The 17,259-nt window shown below is 75.0% G+C and carries 14 protein-coding genes and 3 pseudogenes; 7 read left to right on the forward strand and 10 right to left on the reverse strand.

The window, feature by feature from the left end:
- Nucleotides 1-88: 88 nt before the first annotated feature.
- Entirely contained in the window at nt 89-493 is a 405-nt protein-coding gene (rdlB, locus tag AC4IHM_RS21665) for a rodlin RdlB (protein WP_490868665.1), read from the reverse strand.
- A 262-nt stretch (nt 494-755) separates the two neighbouring features.
- On the opposite strand from rdlB, the gene rdlA reads away from it, so the two are divergent.
- The 3 genes from rdlA to AC4IHM_RS21680 all read left to right on the forward strand — a co-directional run bounded on the left by rdlA (nt 756) and on the right by AC4IHM_RS21680 (nt 2,583).
- Nucleotides 756-1,148 (forward strand): rodlin RdlA, encoded by a 393-nt coding sequence (rdlA, locus tag AC4IHM_RS21670; RefSeq protein WP_490868666.1) that lies wholly within the window; start codon nt 756-758, stop codon nt 1,146-1,148.
- Between the two features lie 285 nt (nt 1,149-1,433).
- A complete protein-coding gene (gene chpD / locus AC4IHM_RS21675) occupies nt 1,434-1,661 on the forward strand; it encodes a chaplin ChpD (protein WP_490870894.1) in 228 nt (75 codons plus the stop codon).
- A gap of 136 nt (nt 1,662-1,797) precedes the next feature.
- Nucleotides 1,798-2,583 (forward strand): chaplin, encoded by a 786-nt coding sequence (locus AC4IHM_RS21680; protein ID WP_490868667.1) that lies wholly within the window; start codon nt 1,798-1,800, stop codon nt 2,581-2,583.
- A gap of 127 nt (nt 2,584-2,710) precedes the next feature.
- Here the strand turns inward: AC4IHM_RS21680 and AC4IHM_RS21685 are convergent.
- Nucleotides 2,711-4,004, reverse strand: a pseudogene (locus AC4IHM_RS21685) (carboxylate--amine ligase).
- 150 nt (nt 4,005-4,154) lie between these two features.
- Between AC4IHM_RS21685 and AC4IHM_RS21690 the strand changes: the two are divergent.
- The gene (locus AC4IHM_RS21690) at nt 4,155-5,315 is read left to right on the forward strand and encodes a glycoside hydrolase family 26 protein (RefSeq protein WP_490868668.1); all 1,161 of its coding nucleotides are present in this window, start codon (nt 4,155-4,157) and stop codon (nt 5,313-5,315) included.
- Nucleotides 5,316-5,355: 40 nt separating this feature from the next.
- Here AC4IHM_RS21690 and AC4IHM_RS21695 read toward each other — a convergent pair whose 3' ends face one another.
- The 8 genes and pseudogenes from AC4IHM_RS21695 to AC4IHM_RS21730 form a co-directional block, all read right to left on the reverse strand.
- Nucleotides 5,356-6,471 (reverse strand): GNAT family N-acetyltransferase, encoded by a 1,116-nt coding sequence (locus AC4IHM_RS21695; protein WP_490868669.1) that lies wholly within the window; start codon nt 6,469-6,471, stop codon nt 5,356-5,358.
- Nucleotides 6,468-7,199 (reverse strand): YveK family protein, encoded by a 732-nt coding sequence (locus AC4IHM_RS21700; protein ID WP_490868670.1) that lies wholly within the window; start codon nt 7,197-7,199, stop codon nt 6,468-6,470. The genes AC4IHM_RS21695 and AC4IHM_RS21700 overlap by 4 nt, the downstream gene beginning before the upstream one ends.
- Nucleotides 7,196-8,356 (reverse strand): glycosyltransferase, encoded by a 1,161-nt coding sequence (locus tag AC4IHM_RS21705; RefSeq protein WP_490868671.1) that lies wholly within the window; start codon nt 8,354-8,356, stop codon nt 7,196-7,198. The genes AC4IHM_RS21700 and AC4IHM_RS21705 overlap by 4 nt, the downstream gene beginning before the upstream one ends.
- A gap of 1 nt (nt 8,357) precedes the next feature.
- Nucleotides 8,358-9,047, reverse strand: coding sequence for a polysaccharide deacetylase family protein (locus AC4IHM_RS21710; RefSeq protein WP_490868672.1), 690 nt, complete (start codon nt 9,045-9,047; stop codon nt 8,358-8,360).
- Nucleotides 9,048-9,280: 233 nt separating this feature from the next.
- Nucleotides 9,281-10,912 (reverse strand): annotated as a pseudogene (locus AC4IHM_RS21715) (lipid II flippase MurJ); the annotation flags it as partial.
- A complete protein-coding gene (locus AC4IHM_RS21720; RefSeq protein ID WP_490868673.1) occupies nt 10,909-12,276 on the reverse strand; it encodes an O-antigen ligase family protein in 1,368 nt (455 codons plus the stop codon). The gene AC4IHM_RS21720 and the pseudogene AC4IHM_RS21715, both read right to left, overlap by 4 nt.
- 5 nt (nt 12,277-12,281) lie before the next feature.
- Nucleotides 12,282-13,731 (reverse strand): annotated as a pseudogene (locus tag AC4IHM_RS21725) (sugar transferase).
- Entirely contained in the window at nt 13,728-15,215 is a 1,488-nt protein-coding gene (locus AC4IHM_RS21730; protein ID WP_490868674.1) for a glycosyltransferase family 4 protein, read from the reverse strand. Before AC4IHM_RS21730 ends, AC4IHM_RS21725 begins: the two are co-directional and overlap by 4 nt.
- 275 nt (nt 15,216-15,490) lie before the next feature.
- Between AC4IHM_RS21730 and chpG the strand changes: the two genes are divergently transcribed.
- From chpG to AC4IHM_RS21745, 3 genes are all read left to right on the forward strand, one after another.
- The gene (gene chpG, locus AC4IHM_RS21735; protein WP_490868675.1) at nt 15,491-15,730 is read left to right on the forward strand and encodes a chaplin ChpG; all 240 of its coding nucleotides are present in this window, start codon (nt 15,491-15,493) and stop codon (nt 15,728-15,730) included.
- A 193-nt stretch (nt 15,731-15,923) separates the two neighbouring features.
- Nucleotides 15,924-16,670, forward strand: coding sequence for a hypothetical protein (locus AC4IHM_RS21740; protein ID WP_490868676.1), 747 nt, complete (start codon nt 15,924-15,926; stop codon nt 16,668-16,670).
- A gap of 200 nt (nt 16,671-16,870) precedes the next feature.
- Nucleotides 16,871-17,152 carry a hypothetical protein gene (locus tag AC4IHM_RS21745; protein WP_490868677.1) on the forward strand — a complete coding sequence of 94 codons (282 nt, stop codon included), beginning with the start codon at nt 16,871-16,873 and terminating at the stop codon, nt 17,150-17,152.
- Nucleotides 17,153-17,259 lie beyond the last annotated feature (107 nt).

Raw genomic sequence — 17,259 nt, forward strand, 5'->3', positions numbered from 1 at the left:
GCGGGTTCCGGGCGCGGGCACGCACGGCCCGGGGCATGCGAAAGGGGCGGGGCGCCGAACAGTTCGGCGCCCCGCCCCTCGGCCGAGGTCAGTGCCCGCCGCCGGCCTGACCGCTGGAGGACAGGATCGAGACGTCCTCCAGGAGGTGCGCCAGCGCACCGTCGCGCTTGGTCTGCGTGGAGTTCTCGACGCACTGCTGGTTCAGGTCGTCCGACAGGATCGGGATGTCCTGGACCGGGACCAGACCGACGACGCTGACCGGGATGTCGCTGACCGCGATGCACGGCTTGTTGAACGATCCCTGGATGAGCGCCATCTGCGGGCTCATGTTGCCGTGGGTCGCCGAGTTGCCGAAGTACTGCGAGGCGCCGTTCCCGTTGGCCACGGCCGGCCCGCTGTCGTCGCCGATCGCCATCGCCTGCGGGGCCGCGGCAGCGGAGGCACCCATGACGGAGGCGGCGATCGCCGCGTAGGCAACTACCTTCTTGATCACTGGCCAGTCCTTTCTGAGGAAACCCCGTCCACCGGAGCGCTCTGGTCAACTCCACGGGTCCGGTCGGGTTTCTCCCGTTCACTCCGTCGGCGGACAACGGGAAATGTGTGCGGGTCCGCTTTTCCTCGCCGGATTCCGGCGACTTTCGCCGGTTCCCACGAGATCCCGTGCGGCCAACCGGGTGAACGCCCGCAACCAATCATGGCGCACCGGGTTGATGAGGCCGTAGGACAGTGCGTCGCTACGACGAAAGGAACGCGAAGTGCTCAAGAAGGCAATGGTCGCCGCGGCGGCTGCCGCTTCTGTGATCGGCATGTCGGCTGCCGCCGCTCCCCAGGCTCTTGCCATCGGGGACGACAACGGGCCGGCCGTGGCCAACGGCAACGGCGCCTCGTCGGCGTTCGGCAACTCGGCGACCAAGGGCGACATGAGCCCTCAGCTGTCGCTGGTCGAGGGCACGCTGAACAAGCCGTGCCTCGGTGTCGAGGACATCAACGTCGCCGCGGTCAACCTCGTCCCGATCCAGGACGTCAACGTCCTGGCGGACGACCTGAACCAGCAGTGCGCGGACAACTCCACGCAGGCCAAGCGGGACGGTGCCCTGTCGCACATCCTGGAGGACCTGTCGGTCCTGTCGGCGAACGGCCAGGGCTGAGCCCTGCCCCGCCGAGTCCGGGCGGCCCGCTGACCTCCCCGCGGGCCGCCCGGCCGCAGCGGACCCGGATTTCGCCGGGGAGCGGAATGACGTCGTCGCTCTCCTGGGGGAACGGCCGGACCGTTTCGTGAGGCATCCGAGTGAATTTCGTGGGGCCTCGCGTTCGGTAGTTTCCCGGCCGTCAATTCCTCGTTTGCAGGCTGCAGGTCATGGTGCGAGCCATCAATGCTGTGCTCGCGCGGTTTCGGCCGTCATTCAGGCATGACCGCAGAGAAGGGAAAGTTCATGAAGAAGAGCGCTGCTGTCGTCGCAGGCGCGATCATGGCCCTCGGCATGGCCGCCCCGGCCTTCGCCGACGCCGGCGCCCAGGGTGCCGCCGTAGGCTCCCCGGGCGTCCTGTCCGGCAACGTCATCCAGGTTCCCGTGCACGTTCCCGTCAACGTGTGCGGCAACAGCATCAACGTCGTTGGTCTGCTGAACCCGGCATTCGGCAACGCGTGCGTGAACGACTGACGTCGTTACGCACCGACCGGCTGCGTCACGGCCGGCCTTGGCCAACTCGTTTGGTTCGGGGCCGGCTTTCCCCCTCTTTGCAGCCTGTCCTCCAGCCCGTTCTCCAGCCATCTCTACAAGCAGGAAGACAACCAGAGTGCGACAGACCCTGAGCAGGGGGATGGTCGCGGCAGCCGCCGCGACGAGCGTCCTTTCCCTGTGCGGCAGCCCCGCCCTTGCCGACTCCCAAGCGGATGGGACCGCCAGCAACTCGCCGGGCGTCGCGTCCGGCAACGCCCTCCAGGCGCCGGTCAACGTCCCGGTGAACGTGTGCGGCAACAGCATCGACGTCGTCGGCCTCCTGAACCCGGCCTTCGGCAACGAGTGCGAGAACAGCTCGGACCACCCCTCCGGCCACCCCTCCGGCGGCCACGACTCGGGCTACGGCTCGGACGAGGACGGCGGATACGGCGGCGGATACGGCGAGGACGGCGGAGCCCCCTCCGGCGCCTCCGCGGGCGGCGGGACGGAGGGCTCGCCCGGCGTCGGCTCCGGCAACCACGCGCAGATCCCCGTCGACGTGCCGCTGAACGTGTGCGGCAACAGCATCAACCTCGTCGGCCTCCTGAACCCGGTCTTCGGCAACTCCTGCGAACAGGGGAAGGAGCCCCCCGGCTACGGCGACGAGACGCCTCCCCCGGTGACGCCCCCCGGTGAGGAGAAGCCGCCCCCCGGCGAGAAGGAGAAGCCGCCGCCTCCGCCGGTCAAGGAGACCCCGCCGCCCACCGAGAAGGAGCACACCCCGCCGGTCCCGCAGACGGAGCAGCCGCCCGTCCTGGCGGAGACCGGCAGCGAGGGCACGCTGGGCGCCACGGCCGCGGCCGCCGCGCTGATCGCGGGCGGTGCGATCCTCTACCGCCGCAGCCGCGTCAGCCGCCGCTGACCCCGGCAGACCCCGCTCGGCGCGACGCCCCCGACGCCCCGCGCGGCCGGTTCCATCGATCCCCGCAACACCCTGGACTCCAGGGAGTTGCGGGGATCGTGGTTGACCCCCCCCGGCGGACGGCACGTCAGCGGCGGCCCGCCCGGTCCTTCCGCGGGAGGAGGCCGGCGCCGTCGGCGGGCGGTGCGGTCGCCTGGCGCACCACGCGGGCGCCGGCGGGAGCCCCGGTGCGCGGGTGGCCGCCCCCGCGGCGCGCGCGGTCCAGCAGCCGGGCGGACACATGACGGCCCCACAGGGTCCACAGGGCCCGGCCCGGCGCCCGGTCGTCCGAGGCGTGCCAGGCCAGCTCGCGCCCCTCGGGCGCCCGACGCACGGCGCTCAGCGGCGCGTAGTTCTCCACCACGAAGGCCCGCCCCGGCCGCGGTGCCCCGTCCGGCAGCGGTCGGTGGGTCAGGTCCAGGTGCAGGGCGCGTACGACGTCCAGCCCCGCGGTGTCGGTGAAGAGCCGGAACTGGGCGCCGGGGCGCGGGTTGAAGTCGAGCAGGTGATAGCGGCCCGTCGTACCGCAGCGCCGGAAGTCGAGGTCGAAGACGCCCCGGTAGCCCAGCTCACCGACGACCCGCTCGGAGAGCGCCTGCACCTGCGGGTTCGGCGTCCAGCGGCCGACCGCCGTCAGGCCGGCGCCGCGCGGCCTGGCACGCGTCTTGCGGCCGGGACCGCCCGCCCGGACCGCGCCCGAGCGGTCGGCGTACCCGTGGAAGAACCAGTCGCGGTCCGCCCCGGGCGGCAGATACGCCTGGAGCAGCAGCCGGCTGCCCGCCTCCTCGGCCCGCAGATACAGCTCCCGGGCCTCCCGGGCCGAGCGCACCAGCACGGTGCTGCGCAGCCCGCCGCCCGCCGGCACCAGCCAGGGCCGGCTCCACTTCGCCACCACCGGCAGCCCCAGCCGCCAGGCGGCACGGGCGGCCTCGGCCGAGCCGTCGGGGACCAGGGTCTCGGGGTGCGGGACGTTCCAGCGACGCGCACATCCCGGCCAACTCCGCCTTGTCCGCCACGCGTTCGGGCAGCGCGCCGGGCAGATCGGGCAGCAGATACGAGGGCGCCAGCTCCGCCCGCGCCCGCCCCACCGCCACGGCACACGCGTCGTCCATCGGGATCAGTACGGCGGGACGCGCGATCCGCGCGGCGACACGGCGCAGGGCCACCGCGATGTCGGCGGGCGACGCGCCGGGCGGCGGGGGAGTGTGCACCCGGCTCACGTACCGGGAGGCGCCGACGGGGCTCCGCGCGCAGTCGGCGACCACGTGTACGTCCACCCCCGCGCGGCCGAGCGAACGCACGGCACCCAGCGTTCCGTGGTGAAAGGGATTCCGGTCGGTCCGCAGCAGAACGGCGGGGACTCGGGTGTCGTACAGCGACACGGGATTCTTCCTTCGTATTCGACCGTCGGGCGATTCGGTTCACCGGTGCGGGCGATCGGCGCACTCGAAAGCCGTAACGGCGGTGGCGTGATGGCTTCTCATATGACTGAGTGTCAGTAGGTAATCGATGAGGAGAGCAAAGGAGCCGGCATGGCCGTACGGCAGTCACGGGCCCGGTCCAGACGGCCGGCCCACGTCGTGGCGGCGGCGATCGCGGCGGCGGCGCTCCTGGCCGCGGGCCCCGGCACCGCCGCCGGTGAAGCCGGGGAACCGGAGGCGTCCGAACCCACTCCCGCGTTCGGCGCGTACCTGGACTACGGCCCGCGCGGCGTGGCCCGGATGGCCGAGCTGAGCCGCTGGCTGGGCGACGCCGAACTGCGCGTCGGCCACACCTATCTGCCCGGCGACCGCTGGAGCAACATCGAGGGCGCCCCCGGCTTCCTCGACGTGTGGGCCGACTGGCGCACCCGCAAGGCGGACCGGACGCTCGTGCTCAACGTGCCCATGATGGAACGCAACGAGGAGCGGGTCGGCGACGACGAGGTGCGCCGGCTGCTGCGCCAGGGCGCCGCCGGAAGTTTCGACCAGCACTACAGGGCCCTGGCCGAACGGCTGGTGGAGCTGAAGGTGCCGGACACGGTCCTCGTGCTCGGCTGGGAGATGAACGGCACGACGTACACCCATCGTTGCGGACCGGATCCGCAGGCCTGGAAGGCGTACTGGAACAGGATCGTCACCACCATGCGCGCGGTGCCCGGCCAGAAGTTCCGGTTCGACTTCGCACCGAGCCGCGGCCGGGACGCCGTCGCCTGGACACGGTGCTATCCGGGGGACGACACCGTCGACATCATCGGCATGGACTCCTACGACCAGCCACGCGGAATGAGTTTCGACGAACAGGTGAAGGAACCGTACGGACTCCAGGCGCACGTGGATTTCGCCAAGGCCCACGGAAAGCCCGTCTCCTATCCCGAATGGGGGCTCTTCCGCAACGGCGACAACGCCGAGTACATGCGGCGCATGCTCGCCTGGATGGACGAGCACAAACCCGTGTACAACACGGTCACCGACTACTGCCCGCACGGCGTGTGGCAGTGCGACGACAATCCCCGGTCCACCGCGGTCTACCGGTCCGTGCTCTACGGCCGCACCGACGAGCCCGCTCCGGCGACCCCGCAGCCCACCGCGCCGCCCTCCACCACGCCCCGGCCCTCGGACGACTGCTCGCCGCTGGCGCTCGGCGACTGGGTCGAGTACTGGCTCGGCGGGAAGCTGTGCATGCGCCTCGACTGGTTCACGCGCAGCAGGTAGGGGCCGCTCGCCGTGGCCGGCGCGGTGGCGGCGGCGCCGGTCAGGTGCCGTGGCCACCGTCGCGCTCCTTCCGACGCCGCAGCAGTTCCTTGCCGCGGCGCCGGGCGGCGGCGTCGCACAGGGCCGCCCACAGCAGCGGGGCCGTGCGCCGGCGGGCCAGCAGCAGCCGCTGGTTCACCGCCGGCTCCGGGCGCCAGTGGTGCTTGTACGGCTCGTTGCCGCGCAGCAGGCTCAGCGTGCCGCGCCCCGGGAGCCGGGTGTGCTCGGCGCACGCGTCGAGGAGCATCACCGCCACGTCCGCCTTGCGCTCCCGCAGCCGGGGATGGGCGCCGTAAAGATAGCCGCCGGCCAGCCGGGGCGACAGCAGCGTCACGTCCACGGCCACCACCTCGTCGTCCATCCGGAACTCGGTGACCACCGCGTCCCCGGCACGCACCATCGGCCCCACCGCCCGCACCAGGTGCTCGCGGAACCGGGGCCGCAGGTGCTCGCCGGTCACCTTCCGCCCCTGCCACTGCACGCGGTGCAGCTCAAGCAGCCTGTGCAGGGCCGCGTCCACCTCGTCGGGCAGGACGGCGCGGCTCTTGACGCCGAGCGTGTCCAGCCTGCGCAGTTGGGCGCGGACCCGCTGTCTGGTCTTGGCCGAGGGCAGCCGGGCGACCAGCTCGTCCATCGGGAGGGCGGGCAGTTCGAGGCAGAGCGAGTCGGCCAGCCGGTGCCGGGGCCCGCGCCAGTGGTCGTAGACGCGCTGGGCGGCGGCGCCGGGCGGTACCTCGCGCAGGTCGATCAGCGCGGTGCGGGCCGCCGCGGACAGGCCCTCGGCGAGCGCGGCCACCGCGTCCGCGCCGCGCTCGTCGTCCAGCAGCACGTCCCCGTAGTCGGAGATCGCCCCGCCCAGCGGCACCAGCGCCGGCACCGGGTGCCGTACCCGCATCAGCGGTGCGGCGGCGACCAGTTCGCGGCCGTCGCGGGCCAGCACCAGCCGCAGCCGGCCGGCCGAACCGTAGGACCGCCACCACGAGTGCAGCCAGGCGTGGCTCTGGAACGGGGTCGCGGCGCCGCACCGGCCGTGCAGCCGGCTCCACTCGGGGGCCAGTTCGGCGAAGGCGCGCTCGCCGGTGACCAGTTCGGTCGTGTACGTCGTCGGGTGCGTCACAGCTGTCCGCGTCCGTCGGCCGCCGAGGCGGGTCCGGGTACGGCCGCCGCCGTGCGGCTCGGCCCACGGGTGGCCCGGCGCGGCCTGACCAGCAGCGCCAGCCCGCCGAGCAGACCGCCCGCGCACGCGCCCACCAGGGCCGTCACCTCGGCCGGGGGCGAGGACGCCCCGGTGGGTTTGGTGGCGCGCGCGAACTGCCGCAGCTCCACGTGGGTGTCGCCGGCGGAGGCCGCCGCGTGCAGGGTCAGCGCGCGCACGACCGCGTTGGCCATGTCGGCGGCCCGCGCCGGGCGGTCGGAGGTGGCCGTCACGGACACCATCGGCGCGTCGGGCGAGGTCGCCGTGCGGACGTTCTTCTCCAGCGTGGCCACCGGCACGCCCGCCCACACCTGCGCGTCCCCGAGCACCGCGAGCTGCGTGGCGACCCGGCCGTAGGCCTGGGCGAAGCCGAGCGCGGCCGCCGGGTCCGACTTGTCGGTGGGGACGGCGACGACGTAACCGGTCGCCGTGTACTGCGGGGTGGCGGCCAGGCCGTAGCCGGCGCCGAGCAGCCCGCCGGCCAGGGCACCGGCCGCGAGCGGGAACCAGGCCGGCAGGGACCGGACGCGGCGGCGGACACGGCGCAGGGCGGTACGTGTGCGGCGGGGGCGGGCGGGCCGCTCGGCCTCGTACTGTGCCTCGGGCCCGGCGGTGTGCTCGGCCGGGGACTGGGTGAGGGGCTCGGTCATGCGGAACTGACTCCCTGGGGTGCCGGGGACAACGGATGCGTGAGGGTGGCCGCGTACACGTCCATCAGCTGGGCGGCGCTGCGGGTGACGCAGTAGTGGCGGGCGGCCTCGGGGGCGGTGCGCGGGCGGGGGCACGGGCCGCCGGAGGCGCGGGCGGCGGCGAGGGCGCGGGCGAACTCCTCGGCGCCGCCGGTGACCCGCCGGGCCGTGGGCGCCGCCCGCGGGGGCAGGTCCTCGATCGCCGGGCAGGAGGCGTAGAGCACCGGCAGGCCGGACGCGAGGCCCTCCACGACCGCCAGCCCGAAGGCCTCCTCGGAGGACGGGGAGGCGAGTACGTCCATGGCGGCGGCCAGCGACGGCAGGTCGGGGCCGGGGGAGCCGTCGGGATGATAGGGGCGTTCGCCGGTGAGCAGGACGCGGTCGGCGACGCCGGCCTCGTGGGCGGTGCGGCGCAGCAGGTGCTCCTGCGGGCCGCCGCCGACCAGCAGCAGCCAGCAGTCGCCGGGCAGCCGGGCCAGGGCGCGGACCAGGACGTCGAACCGCTTGCCCGCCGTCAGCCGGCCGATCCCGCCGACGACGTACGCGCTCTGCGGCAGGCCGAGGCGGCGGCGGGTGCGCAGGCGGGCCACGGGGTCGAAGCGGAAGCGGGCCAGGTCGATGCCGTTGGGGACGACCTCGATGCGCGGCGCGGGCACGCCCCAGCGCCGCAGCCGGTCGGCGACGGTGGGGGAGACGGCGACCGTGGCGCTGCCCAGCCGCTCCCCGGCCAGATACAGGGCGCGGACGGCCGGGGTGAGCGGGCGGCCCTCCATCTGGGAGTCGCCGAGGGAGTGTTCGGTGGCGACGACCGCGCGGACACCGGCCAGCCGGGCGGCGAGGCGGCCGTAGAGGCAGGCGCGGTAGAGGTGGGTGTGCACGAGGTCGTAGCCGCCGCCGCGGATGAGCCGGGTGAGGCGGGGCAGCGCGGCCAGGTCGCGGTTGCCGGCCATGCCGAGGTGGACGACGCGCACACCGTCGGCCAGCAGCCCGTCGGCGACCGGGCCCGGGTTGGTGAGCGTCACGACCTCGCAGTCGACGGGGAGATGGCGCAGGAGCAGCCGCAGTTGCTGCTCGGCGCCGCCGACGCCGAGGCCGGTGATGATGTGCAGGGCCTTCATCTCACACCCCCGCCACGGGGCGCCGGCGCAGCCGGTGCAGCCGGGTCTTCAGCAGCAGCCGCACGGCCGTGTCGTGCTGGCCGACGTGCACGCGGGGCAGGGCGTGCGGGCCGGTCAGGGGGCCGGGGTCGATGGCGCAGGCGTAGCGGTACCCGGCGGCGCGTACGGCGTCGGCGGCGCGGGCGTCGACCGCGCCGTACGGGTAGCAGAAACCGGTGACCGGAGCACCGGTCAACTCCGAGAGCAGTGCTCTGCTCTCGGTGGTCTCGGCGCGCAGCACGCTGTCGTCCGCCCCGGTCAGGTCGACGTGGGTGAGACCGTGCGAGCCGATCTCCACGCCTTCGGCGGCGGCGTGCCGGATGCCGTCGGCGCTCAGCAGCGGCTTGCGCGGGCCCAGCGGGTCCCAGGCGTTGACGCCGGCGAGCCGGCCCGGCAGGACGAAGAGGGTGGCCCCGCAGCCCCAGCGACGCAGGCAGGGCAGCGCGTGCTCGACGAAGTCGGCGTATCCGTCGTCGAACGTCAGCCCCACCAGGTCGCCGCCCTCGCCCCGGCCCCGGGCGGCCAGCAGTTCGGCGACCGGCACCCCGCGCAGCCCGCGCCGCCGCAGCCAGCCGAGCTGCGCGTCCAGCCGGTCGGGCGTGACCGTGACGCGGTACGGGTCGTCGGAGCAGTCGCCGACGGAGTGGTACATCGCCACCCAGGGGACGGCGCCGGGACGGGGGACGGCGCGGGACCGGGGGCGGAGGCCGGTGCGGGGACCGACGCCGGTGCGGGTGCGGGCGTCCACGGGATCCGCGGAGGCTGAACGGGCGTCAACGGGATCTGCGGAAGCTGAAGCGGCCATGCGGGAGCCTTCGTGTGACGGGGCGGAGGAAGCGGAAGGAGCGGAGGGAGCGGAGGGAACGTCAGGGCGGTGACGGCACGCAGAGGGGCGAGGGCGCGGAGGGCCGGGCCGACGCCCTGGACGCCCAGGACCAGGCCCAGGAGGACGAAGACGCCGACGACGGTCGCGACACCGGCGGCCAGCGAGACGCCCGGGGCGGCGAACCGGGCCGCGGCCGACGCACCCGCGAGGGTCGCCACCGCCGCCGCCAGCACCGGCCTGCCCAGGTCGGCCAGCACCCGCCGGACACGGACCGGGACGCTGCGCGGGCCCATCCCGGCGAGCAGCAGTGCCGCGGTGACGGTGATGCCGGCGGCGTTGGCGGCGGCGATGCCGCTCACGCCCCACGGGCCGGTCGCGCAGACGCCGACGCCCGCGGTGGTGGCGATGCCCACGGCCATCGCGCCGAGCGGATACCAACTGGCCCGGCCCGCCGAGAAGTAGGAGCGGGCCAGCGCACCCACCACGGTCTGCCCGAGCAGTCCGAGGGCGTACACGCGCATGACGCCCGCGGTCGCCGCCGTGTCGGCCGCCGTGAACGCGCCGCGCTCGAAGAGCAGACCGATGATCTGCGGTGCGCAGGCGACGGCGGTGGCCGTGCCCAGCAGCACCAGGCAGGCCGCCAGCGCCACGTCCCGCTCGACGCGGTCGCGGGCCCGTTCGACGTCGCCGTCGGCCAGCGCACGGGCCACCAACGGGAAGGTGACCGTGCACAGCATCAGCGACAGCGTCATCGGGATCTGGGCCACCTTCTGCGCGTAGTTCAGGTGCGAGATGGCCCCGGAGGGCAGCCCGGAGGCGAGGAAGCGCTCGATGAGGATCTGGGACTGCCGGCACAGCGCGAAGAGCAGGACGGTCGCGAACAGGGCGAGGGCCAGCGGATGGGCGGGGCCCGCGGTGCCCTGCGGCCGCTCGCCGCCGTCCGGGCGCCGCAACTGCCGCAGCAGCGAGGGCACCTGCGCGGCCACCATCAAGACCCCGCCGGCCGCGACCCCGACCGCCGCCGAGCGCACCCCCCAGCGCCCGCCGAGCACGAACATCGCGGTGATGATGCCGGTGTTGTACGCGACGTAGATCGCCGCCGGGGCCAGGAACCGGCGGTGCGCCCGCAGCGCGGCGCTGCAGTACCCGGCGAGCCCGAAGCTCACCACGCAGGTGGCGGTGAGCCGGGTGCAGTCCACGGCCAGGGCGTGGTCCGGCAGGCCCGGCGCCAGCACCCGGACCAGCAGCGGCGCGCAGGCGACGATCAGCGCGCCGACCGCCACGAAGGCCGGTGCGAGCCGGGGCAGCGTCGAGGCGACCAGCGCGCGGACCGGGTCGCCGGGGGCGCCCTGCGCGCGGCGGGCCAGGGCCATGCTGAACATCGGGACCAGCGCGAAGGCCAGCCCGTCCTCGATCAGCAGCGTCGCCGCGAACTCCGGCACCGTCCAGGCCACCAGGAAGGCGTCCGTCTCGCCGCCGGCCCCGAACAGCCGGGCCAGCGCCTGGTCCCGGGCCAGCCCGAGCACCGACCCGGCCACCGAAAGCACGGCCGTGACCAGGGCGGCGCGGGCCAGGAACCCCCCGGAGGACCCGCCCTCGCCGGCCGCCCCGGTGTCCGCCCGCGGCGCGGTGGTCCGGGCCGGCGGGACGGCCGCGGCCGGGTCCGCCGGGGGGAGCGGGGTCGCCTTCACCGCGCCGCCACCTCGGCCCCCGCACCGGAGCCCGGCACGGGGGCCGTGCCGGGCTCCGTACCGGTCTGCGTCGCGGACCCGAGCGCCCACCAGGCGGCCAGTCCGAGGCACACCGCCGTCAGCACGGTCGAGGGGCCGCCGATGTCGGCGTACGCGAAGTCGGTCAGCTGCCACACCAGCAGCCCGCAGGCGACGAACGCGCAGTCCGGCCCGGCCCGCCCGGAGCGCCGCACGGCACGGAGCCTGCGCAGCCCGAGGACGAGCAGCGCCAGCCAGCTTCCGGCGAGCGCCACCAGCCCGATCAGGCCCTGCTCGGCCAGCACCAGCAGATACATGTTGTGCGGGGACAGCAGCGGCTGCCTGCGGTAGCCGGCGCCGGCGCCGTCGGTCTCGCTGCCCGAGGACAGCGCCAGCGAGGCGTGCGCGTCCCGGTGTTCGGGAAAACCCTTCAGCCCCACGCCGGTCAGCGGCCGCTCGTCCCACATGCCGGTCGCCGCCGCCCACATCGTGTAGCGGTCGGTCACCGACTGGTCGGGGGCGTCGGCGACCCGGGTGATGCTGCCGACCCGCTCCTGGAGCATCGCCGTGCCGATCCCGAGGCCGCCCACCAGCACCACCGCCGCCGCGGCCACCGCGGCCCCCACCACCAGCGCCCTGCGCACCCCGGCCAGCAGCAGTTGTACCGCGCACGTCACCGCCGTGGCGATCCACGCCCCGCGGCTGAACGACAGGGCGAGCGGCAGCAGCAGGGCGAGCCCGCACCCGGCGGCGAGCAGCCGGTGCCGCACCGGCTCCCCTCCCAGCGCCAGCCCGAGCGCGCAGACCAGCCCCAGGGAGACGACGGTCGCCATCCCCATCACGTCCTGCGGCCCGAAGGTGCCCACGGCCCGGATCGCCTCGCCGCGGTACGAGGCGCCGGTCCCGGTGACGTACTGGTGCACACCGAGGGCCCCCTGCCAGAGCGCCAGCCCGACCATCGACCAGGCGAGCAGCCGTACGTCGTCCCGGCCGCGGATCAGCAGCAGTACGGCGGCGGGGACGAGGACGAAGACCTGGAGGTAGCGGCCGAGTCCGGCGAGCCCGGCCCCCGGCGAGGCGGCGCCCGCGGCGGCGACGGCCAGCCCGAGCACCGGCAGGCCCAGCACCACGGCCGCCGTACGGGACAGCGGGCGCCGCCGGTCGCGCACCAGCCGCAGCGCGCAGTACAGCACCGCCAGCGCGGAGGCCGCGTCGGCCGGATGCGCGCCGCCCCCGTCGTCCGGCGCCACCGGCAGGGCGAGCAGCGCGACGACCGCGACCACGGCCAGCACGGGAGGCAGCCGCCGCACACGGGCCGCGGAGCGCAGGGGCAGGGCGTGGCTCACCGCGCTCAGCTCCCCGTGGGGCGCACGAGCGCGGCGGCCGTGCGCAGCAGGATGCAGAACGTCCTGCCACAGCGACCAGTCGTCGATGTAGGCGTTGTCGAAGCGGGCCCGGTCCTCGATGGAGGTGTCCCCGCGCAGCCCGTTGATCTGGGCCAGGCCCGTGATGCCGGCCGGCATCCGGTGGCGGGCGGCGTAACCGGGGTAGGTCTGGCTGAACCGGGCCACGAAGTACGGGCGTTCGGGCCGCGGGCCGACCAGGCTCATGTCGCCCCGGAAGACGTTCCACAGCTGGAGCAGCTCGTCGAGCGACGTGCGCCGCAGGAAACGGCAGAACCACGGCATCCGCCGCTCGTCCGCCACGCTCCACCGGGTCGCCGCCTCGTGCTCGTCGGCCGGGCGGTGGGTGCGGAACTTCAGCAGCGTGAAGGGCCTGCCGTCCTTGCCGACGCGCTCCTGCCGGAACAGCACCCCGGGCCCGCCGATGATCCGCACCAGCGTCGCGCAGACCAGCAGCAAGGGGCTCAGCAGCAGCAACAGCGCCCCGGACACCGTCACGTCCAGCACCCGCTTCCCGACGCCGCCCGGCCGCCGCGGCCCGGCCTTGAGACGCCGGCAGGAGAACCCGGCGAGGCGGTCACGGGGGGTGTGCGCGGGGGCGGGGGCGTCCGTGTGCGAGGGGGTGTCCGCGTCGACCTCCCACAGCACGCAGCCCGACTCGGCCAGCGTCCGCAGAAGCGGTGCCTGCCGGGCCCGTACGGAGGGGTCCACGGCCAGTACGTCCCGCACGCCGTTCTGCACGACCGCCCGCCGCGCCTCCTCGCCCGTGGTCAGCACCGGCAGGCCCGCGGCGGCGCCCGGGTCGTCGGTGACGATCCCGACCGGGCGCACCCCGCAACGCGGGTGGCGCAGCACCGCCGAGGCCACCCGCTGCGCGGTCGCGGCGGGCCCGACGACGAGGGCCGCGCGTGGACGGTTCGCCAGCGCCGTGCGGCGCCGCAGATGCACGACACCCCGGCCGGCGCAGCCCGCCGCCGCGTGCAGGAGGAAGCCGCAGAGCAGGGTGCGGACGGACAGCGCGTGCGGCGGGGCGTACGCCGCGACGAGCGCCGCCAGCGTCAGCCAGAGCACCGCGATCCGGCCGCACAGGGCGGGCAGGTCGTCCAGTACACCCGGCAGCCGCCGGGCCGGGTGCGGGCGCAGCAGCAGCGAGGCGGCGACCAGCAGGGTCGTGAGCAGCGGCTGGTGCGGGGTGCCGGTGAGGACCAGCGAGCCCGGCAGGGCCGCCGTGCCGTCCGCGACGAGCAGCGGCAGCGGGGAATCCGGCCGCGGCGCGGGGCGCCCGGCGGAGAACCGGACGCCCGCGGTGCCGGCGCGCTGCGGCAGCACCGAGACGGAGGACGAGCCGAGGTCGCGTGGCTGGCCGGCGGGGGTGGGGACGGTGCGTTCCGCGGTCACGGGTGGGTCGACTCCCTGTACTCGATGGGCACGACGACCGACCGCCCCACGGCCACGGGCCGGTCGCCGGGGGCGGTGCGGGGGTCGGTTGTTCGCACGTTGCCGGGGGCCGTGCGCGGTCCGGTCGTTCGCGTGTCGTCGGGGGTGGTGTGCGAGGCGGTTGTCCGGGGGGTGTCGGGGGTGGTGGCTCGGGTGCTGCTGCCGGGAGTGGTGCGTGGGGTGGGCGGTCGGGTGGCGCCCAGGGGGGTGTCGCGGGTGGTGTGCGGGCCGGTCGTTCGGGGGGCGTCGAGGACGGTGTCGTACAGCGTGGTGATCGCCGCGGCCGTGTGCCGTACGTCGTGGGTGGAGCGGACGTGCGCGTGTCCCCGGCGGCCGAGGGACGCGCGCAGCGGTGCGTCGAGGAGCAGGCCGGTGACCGCGTCGGCCAGTGCCGTGGGGTTCTCGGGCGGGACCAGGCAGTGCGGCACGAGCGCGGGCGGCAGCCCCTCGCGGGCACCGTCCACGTCGGTCACCACCACGGGCCGCCCACAGGCCATCGCCTCCAGCGGGGCCAGGGCCATGCCCTCCCAGCGCGACGGCAGTACGACCAGATCGGCGGCCCGGTACCAGGCGGCGGCGTCGGCGACGGCACCCGTGAACATCACGGACGCCGGGGAGTCCTCACCGGGGCGGGCTCCCGGGGCCTGTCCGGCACCGAGGAGGCCGGCCGGGTCCGGTGCGGCGTCGAGGAGGCCGTACGCCGAGGCGCGGGCGGTCAGCCGGGGGCGGTCCGGGCCGTCGCCGACCAGGACCAGCCGGGCGCCCGGCACCCGCGCCAGCACCGACGCCCACGCGGCCAGCAGCACGTCCTGGCCCTTCTGCCGGCACAGCCGCCCCACGCAGACCACCAGCGGGGCGCGCGGGGACCGTACGCCGTGCACGGCGCCGGTGTCGGCGCCCGCCCGGAAGTGGTCCAGGTCGATGCCGTTCGGGATCACCGACCAGCGCCCGCGGACCCCGGCCCGCACCCCGCGCAGCCGCTCCGCCTCACTCACGCACACCGTCCGCGCCGACCACCGCGCGCCCCACCGCTCCCAGCCGAGCGCGAGCAGCGCGGCGGCCCCGCCGACCGCCTCGAACGACCAGGCGTGCGGCTGGAACACGGTCGGGACCCGCCCCCGTACGGCGAGCCGCCCCGCCAGACCGGCCTTCGCACTGTGCGCGTGCACCAGATCGGGCCGTACGTCCTCGATCACGCGGGCCAGCCGCCGCACCTCCGGCACCAGCGCCGGACCCGGCGACCGTGTCGCCCGCCAGTGCCGCACATCGGCGCCCAGGGCCCGGAGCCGGTCCGCGAGGGATCCGTCGGGACAGGCGACGGCGACGCGAAGGCCGGCGGCGAGCTGAGCCCGCGTCAGATCCGTCACGACCCGGGCGACCCCGCCGTCCACCGGCTGTGTGACATGCAGAACCCCTGGGCGGGCGCCGGGCGGTGGCAGATGCATGCGCGTTTCCTCGCTCACGGAAGATGCTCGGGACGGGCGGGAACGCGTCTCACCGCAGGTGCCGGCCGTGGTGCAACAGGGATGCGTCGAATGGTGTGGGACTCTAGCCGCAATCCGTACTAATACGCCGAAACCGGGCAACTGTGTTGGATTTGTGAACGCCGGTCTGCCGTCAGATCACCCCTTTGGCGGCACAACTCGCGCGGATGCCACGCGTTGACACTGCGCCGGGCACCCGCCCGGATGTTTGTGACAACCCCAAGGAGCACTTCTCCATGTCGCGTATCGCGAAGGGCCTGGCCCTGACCTCCGTCGCCGCCGCCGCGGTGGCGGGCACCGCCGGTGTCGCCGCTGCCGACAGCGGCGCGCAGGCCGTCGCCGCCCACTCCCCGGGCGTCCTGTCCGGCAACGTGGCACAGATCCCGGTCCACATCCCGGTCAACGTCTGCGGCAACACCATCGACATCGCCGGTCTGCTGAACCCGGCGTTCGGCAATCAGTGCGTGAACGACTGACGTCGGACTCGAAACTCCCCGCACCGGCCGTCCCTGCCGTGGTTCCTCCGCGCACGGGCGGCCGGTTCGCGTTGCCGCGCGGACGGCGGTGTGCCGCCCCGAACGGGGGGTGCGTGCGCCCGCCCGGTTGCAGAGCGCCATGGCCGCTTCCACGGTGGGCAGACGACCCCGACGCACACCGAAAGGAACCCCCATGCGTCTGCCCGCACGGCGAATCGCCACGTCCGTTCTCTGCGCCGGCCTGCTGATCGGTCTCTCCGGTCCGGCGGTGACGGCGGCCGACGGCGAATCGGTCCGGGAACGCACCCACGCGGCGTCCCGCGCCCCCCTCCCCGACGCGGAGGAACTGCAGAGCCAGGTCGGCAGCCTGGCCGGCCTCGGCGGAGTGCTCGCGCCGGTCACCGACCTGCTCGACGCCGTCCTCAAGGCCGACAACGGCAAGCTCTCCGCCACCGACGCGGACAAGCTCGCCGCCGCCGTCAAGGACGCCCTCGCCAAGGCCGACGCGGCGGGCACCGGCACCGAGGGCGCGGTCACCACGCCGGGCACGGACACCGAGGGCGCGGCCACCGCGCCGGAGGCCGGGGCGCCGGTCACGCTGCCGGCTCCCGTCGGGGCCGCGAGCGGTGACGAGAACACCGCGGCGTCCGGCCCGACCGCCACCGCGCACGCCGCCCTGCGGAAGCAGATCGACGCCCTGGTGAAGGCCACCACCTCCGGCAACGCCGAACAGGTGAGCCCGGCCGTCAAGGACGTGGTGACCGGCGTCGTCAACGTCGTCGCCGCCACGCTGGTCGGCGGCGGGCTGCCCGCCGGGGACCTGGCCGCTCTGCCCGCGCTGCCGAACGCACCGGAGGCCACCACGCCGGACGCCACCGCCCCGCAGGCGCCTGCACCGGAGACCGTACCGGCCAACCCGCAGCCGGCGGACCCCTCCTGACGCTGCGGATCCACGGCGTCCGGGCCGTCGTGCCGCCCCCTTCGCGGGTTGGTGCGGCGGCCCTTCACGTGTTCGAGGGATCGGGGGACCCGGAGATCTCATATGTCTTCCGGACACGGGGTTTCCGCGCCCGGCGCAGGTCGTTAGGGATGGCGTCAGCATTCTCTCCGGTGACGCGAGTCGCCGAGGAAAGGAGCACGATGAAGTCCCTCAAGGCCGCCGCCGTCGTCGCCGGTTCCCTGGTCGCCGCCGGCTCCGCCGTGCCCGCGTTCGCCCACGACACCGCCGACCTCACGCCCACCAGCCTCAACGGCGCAGTGAACACGCTGACCGCGGAGCCCATCAACGTGATGCCGCTGAAGCACCAGTCGGACGCGCTCGACACCGAGAACAAGGACTCCGTGCTGCACACCGTGAAGGGCGCGACCACCCAGCTGAACTCCGCGAGCGGCCTGCTCGGCGGCCTCCCGCTGGGCGGCTGAGCCACCCCGCGCGCTCCGCCCGGTGGGTGTGGTCCTGCTCCGACTGGCCCTGTACGCGGTGACCGAGGGGCCCGCCGTTCGGTTAGCGGTGCGGATCACCGGAACCG

It is taken from the genome of Streptomyces sp. SL06, from assembly GCF_058244745.1.

Bases quoted from the DNA above. Each gene is read 5' to 3' on its own strand.
- chpD (WP_490870894.1), top strand. From the start codon at position 1,434: ATGAAGAAGAGCGCTGCTGTCGTCGCAGGCGCGATCATGGCCCTCGGC.
- AC4IHM_RS21690 (WP_490868668.1), top strand. From the start codon at position 4,155: ATGGCCGTACGGCAGTCACGGGCCCGGTCCAGACGGCCGGCCCACGTC.
- AC4IHM_RS21700 (WP_490868670.1), bottom strand. From the start codon at position 7,199: ATGACCGAGCCCCTCACCCAGTCCCCGGCCGAGCACACCGCCGGGCCC.
- AC4IHM_RS21705 (WP_490868671.1), bottom strand. From the start codon at position 8,356: ATGAAGGCCCTGCACATCATCACCGGCCTCGGCGTCGGCGGCGCCGAG.
- AC4IHM_RS21710 (WP_490868672.1), bottom strand. From the start codon at position 9,047: ATGTACCACTCCGTCGGCGACTGCTCCGACGACCCGTACCGCGTCACG.
- AC4IHM_RS21730 (WP_490868674.1), bottom strand. From the start codon at position 15,215: ATGCATCTGCCACCGCCCGGCGCCCGCCCAGGGGTTCTGCATGTCACA.
- chpG (WP_490868675.1), top strand. From the start codon at position 15,491: ATGTCGCGTATCGCGAAGGGCCTGGCCCTGACCTCCGTCGCCGCCGCC.
- AC4IHM_RS21740 (WP_490868676.1), top strand. From the start codon at position 15,924: ATGCGTCTGCCCGCACGGCGAATCGCCACGTCCGTTCTCTGCGCCGGC.
- AC4IHM_RS21745 (WP_490868677.1), top strand. From the start codon at position 16,871: ATGAAGTCCCTCAAGGCCGCCGCCGTCGTCGCCGGTTCCCTGGTCGCC.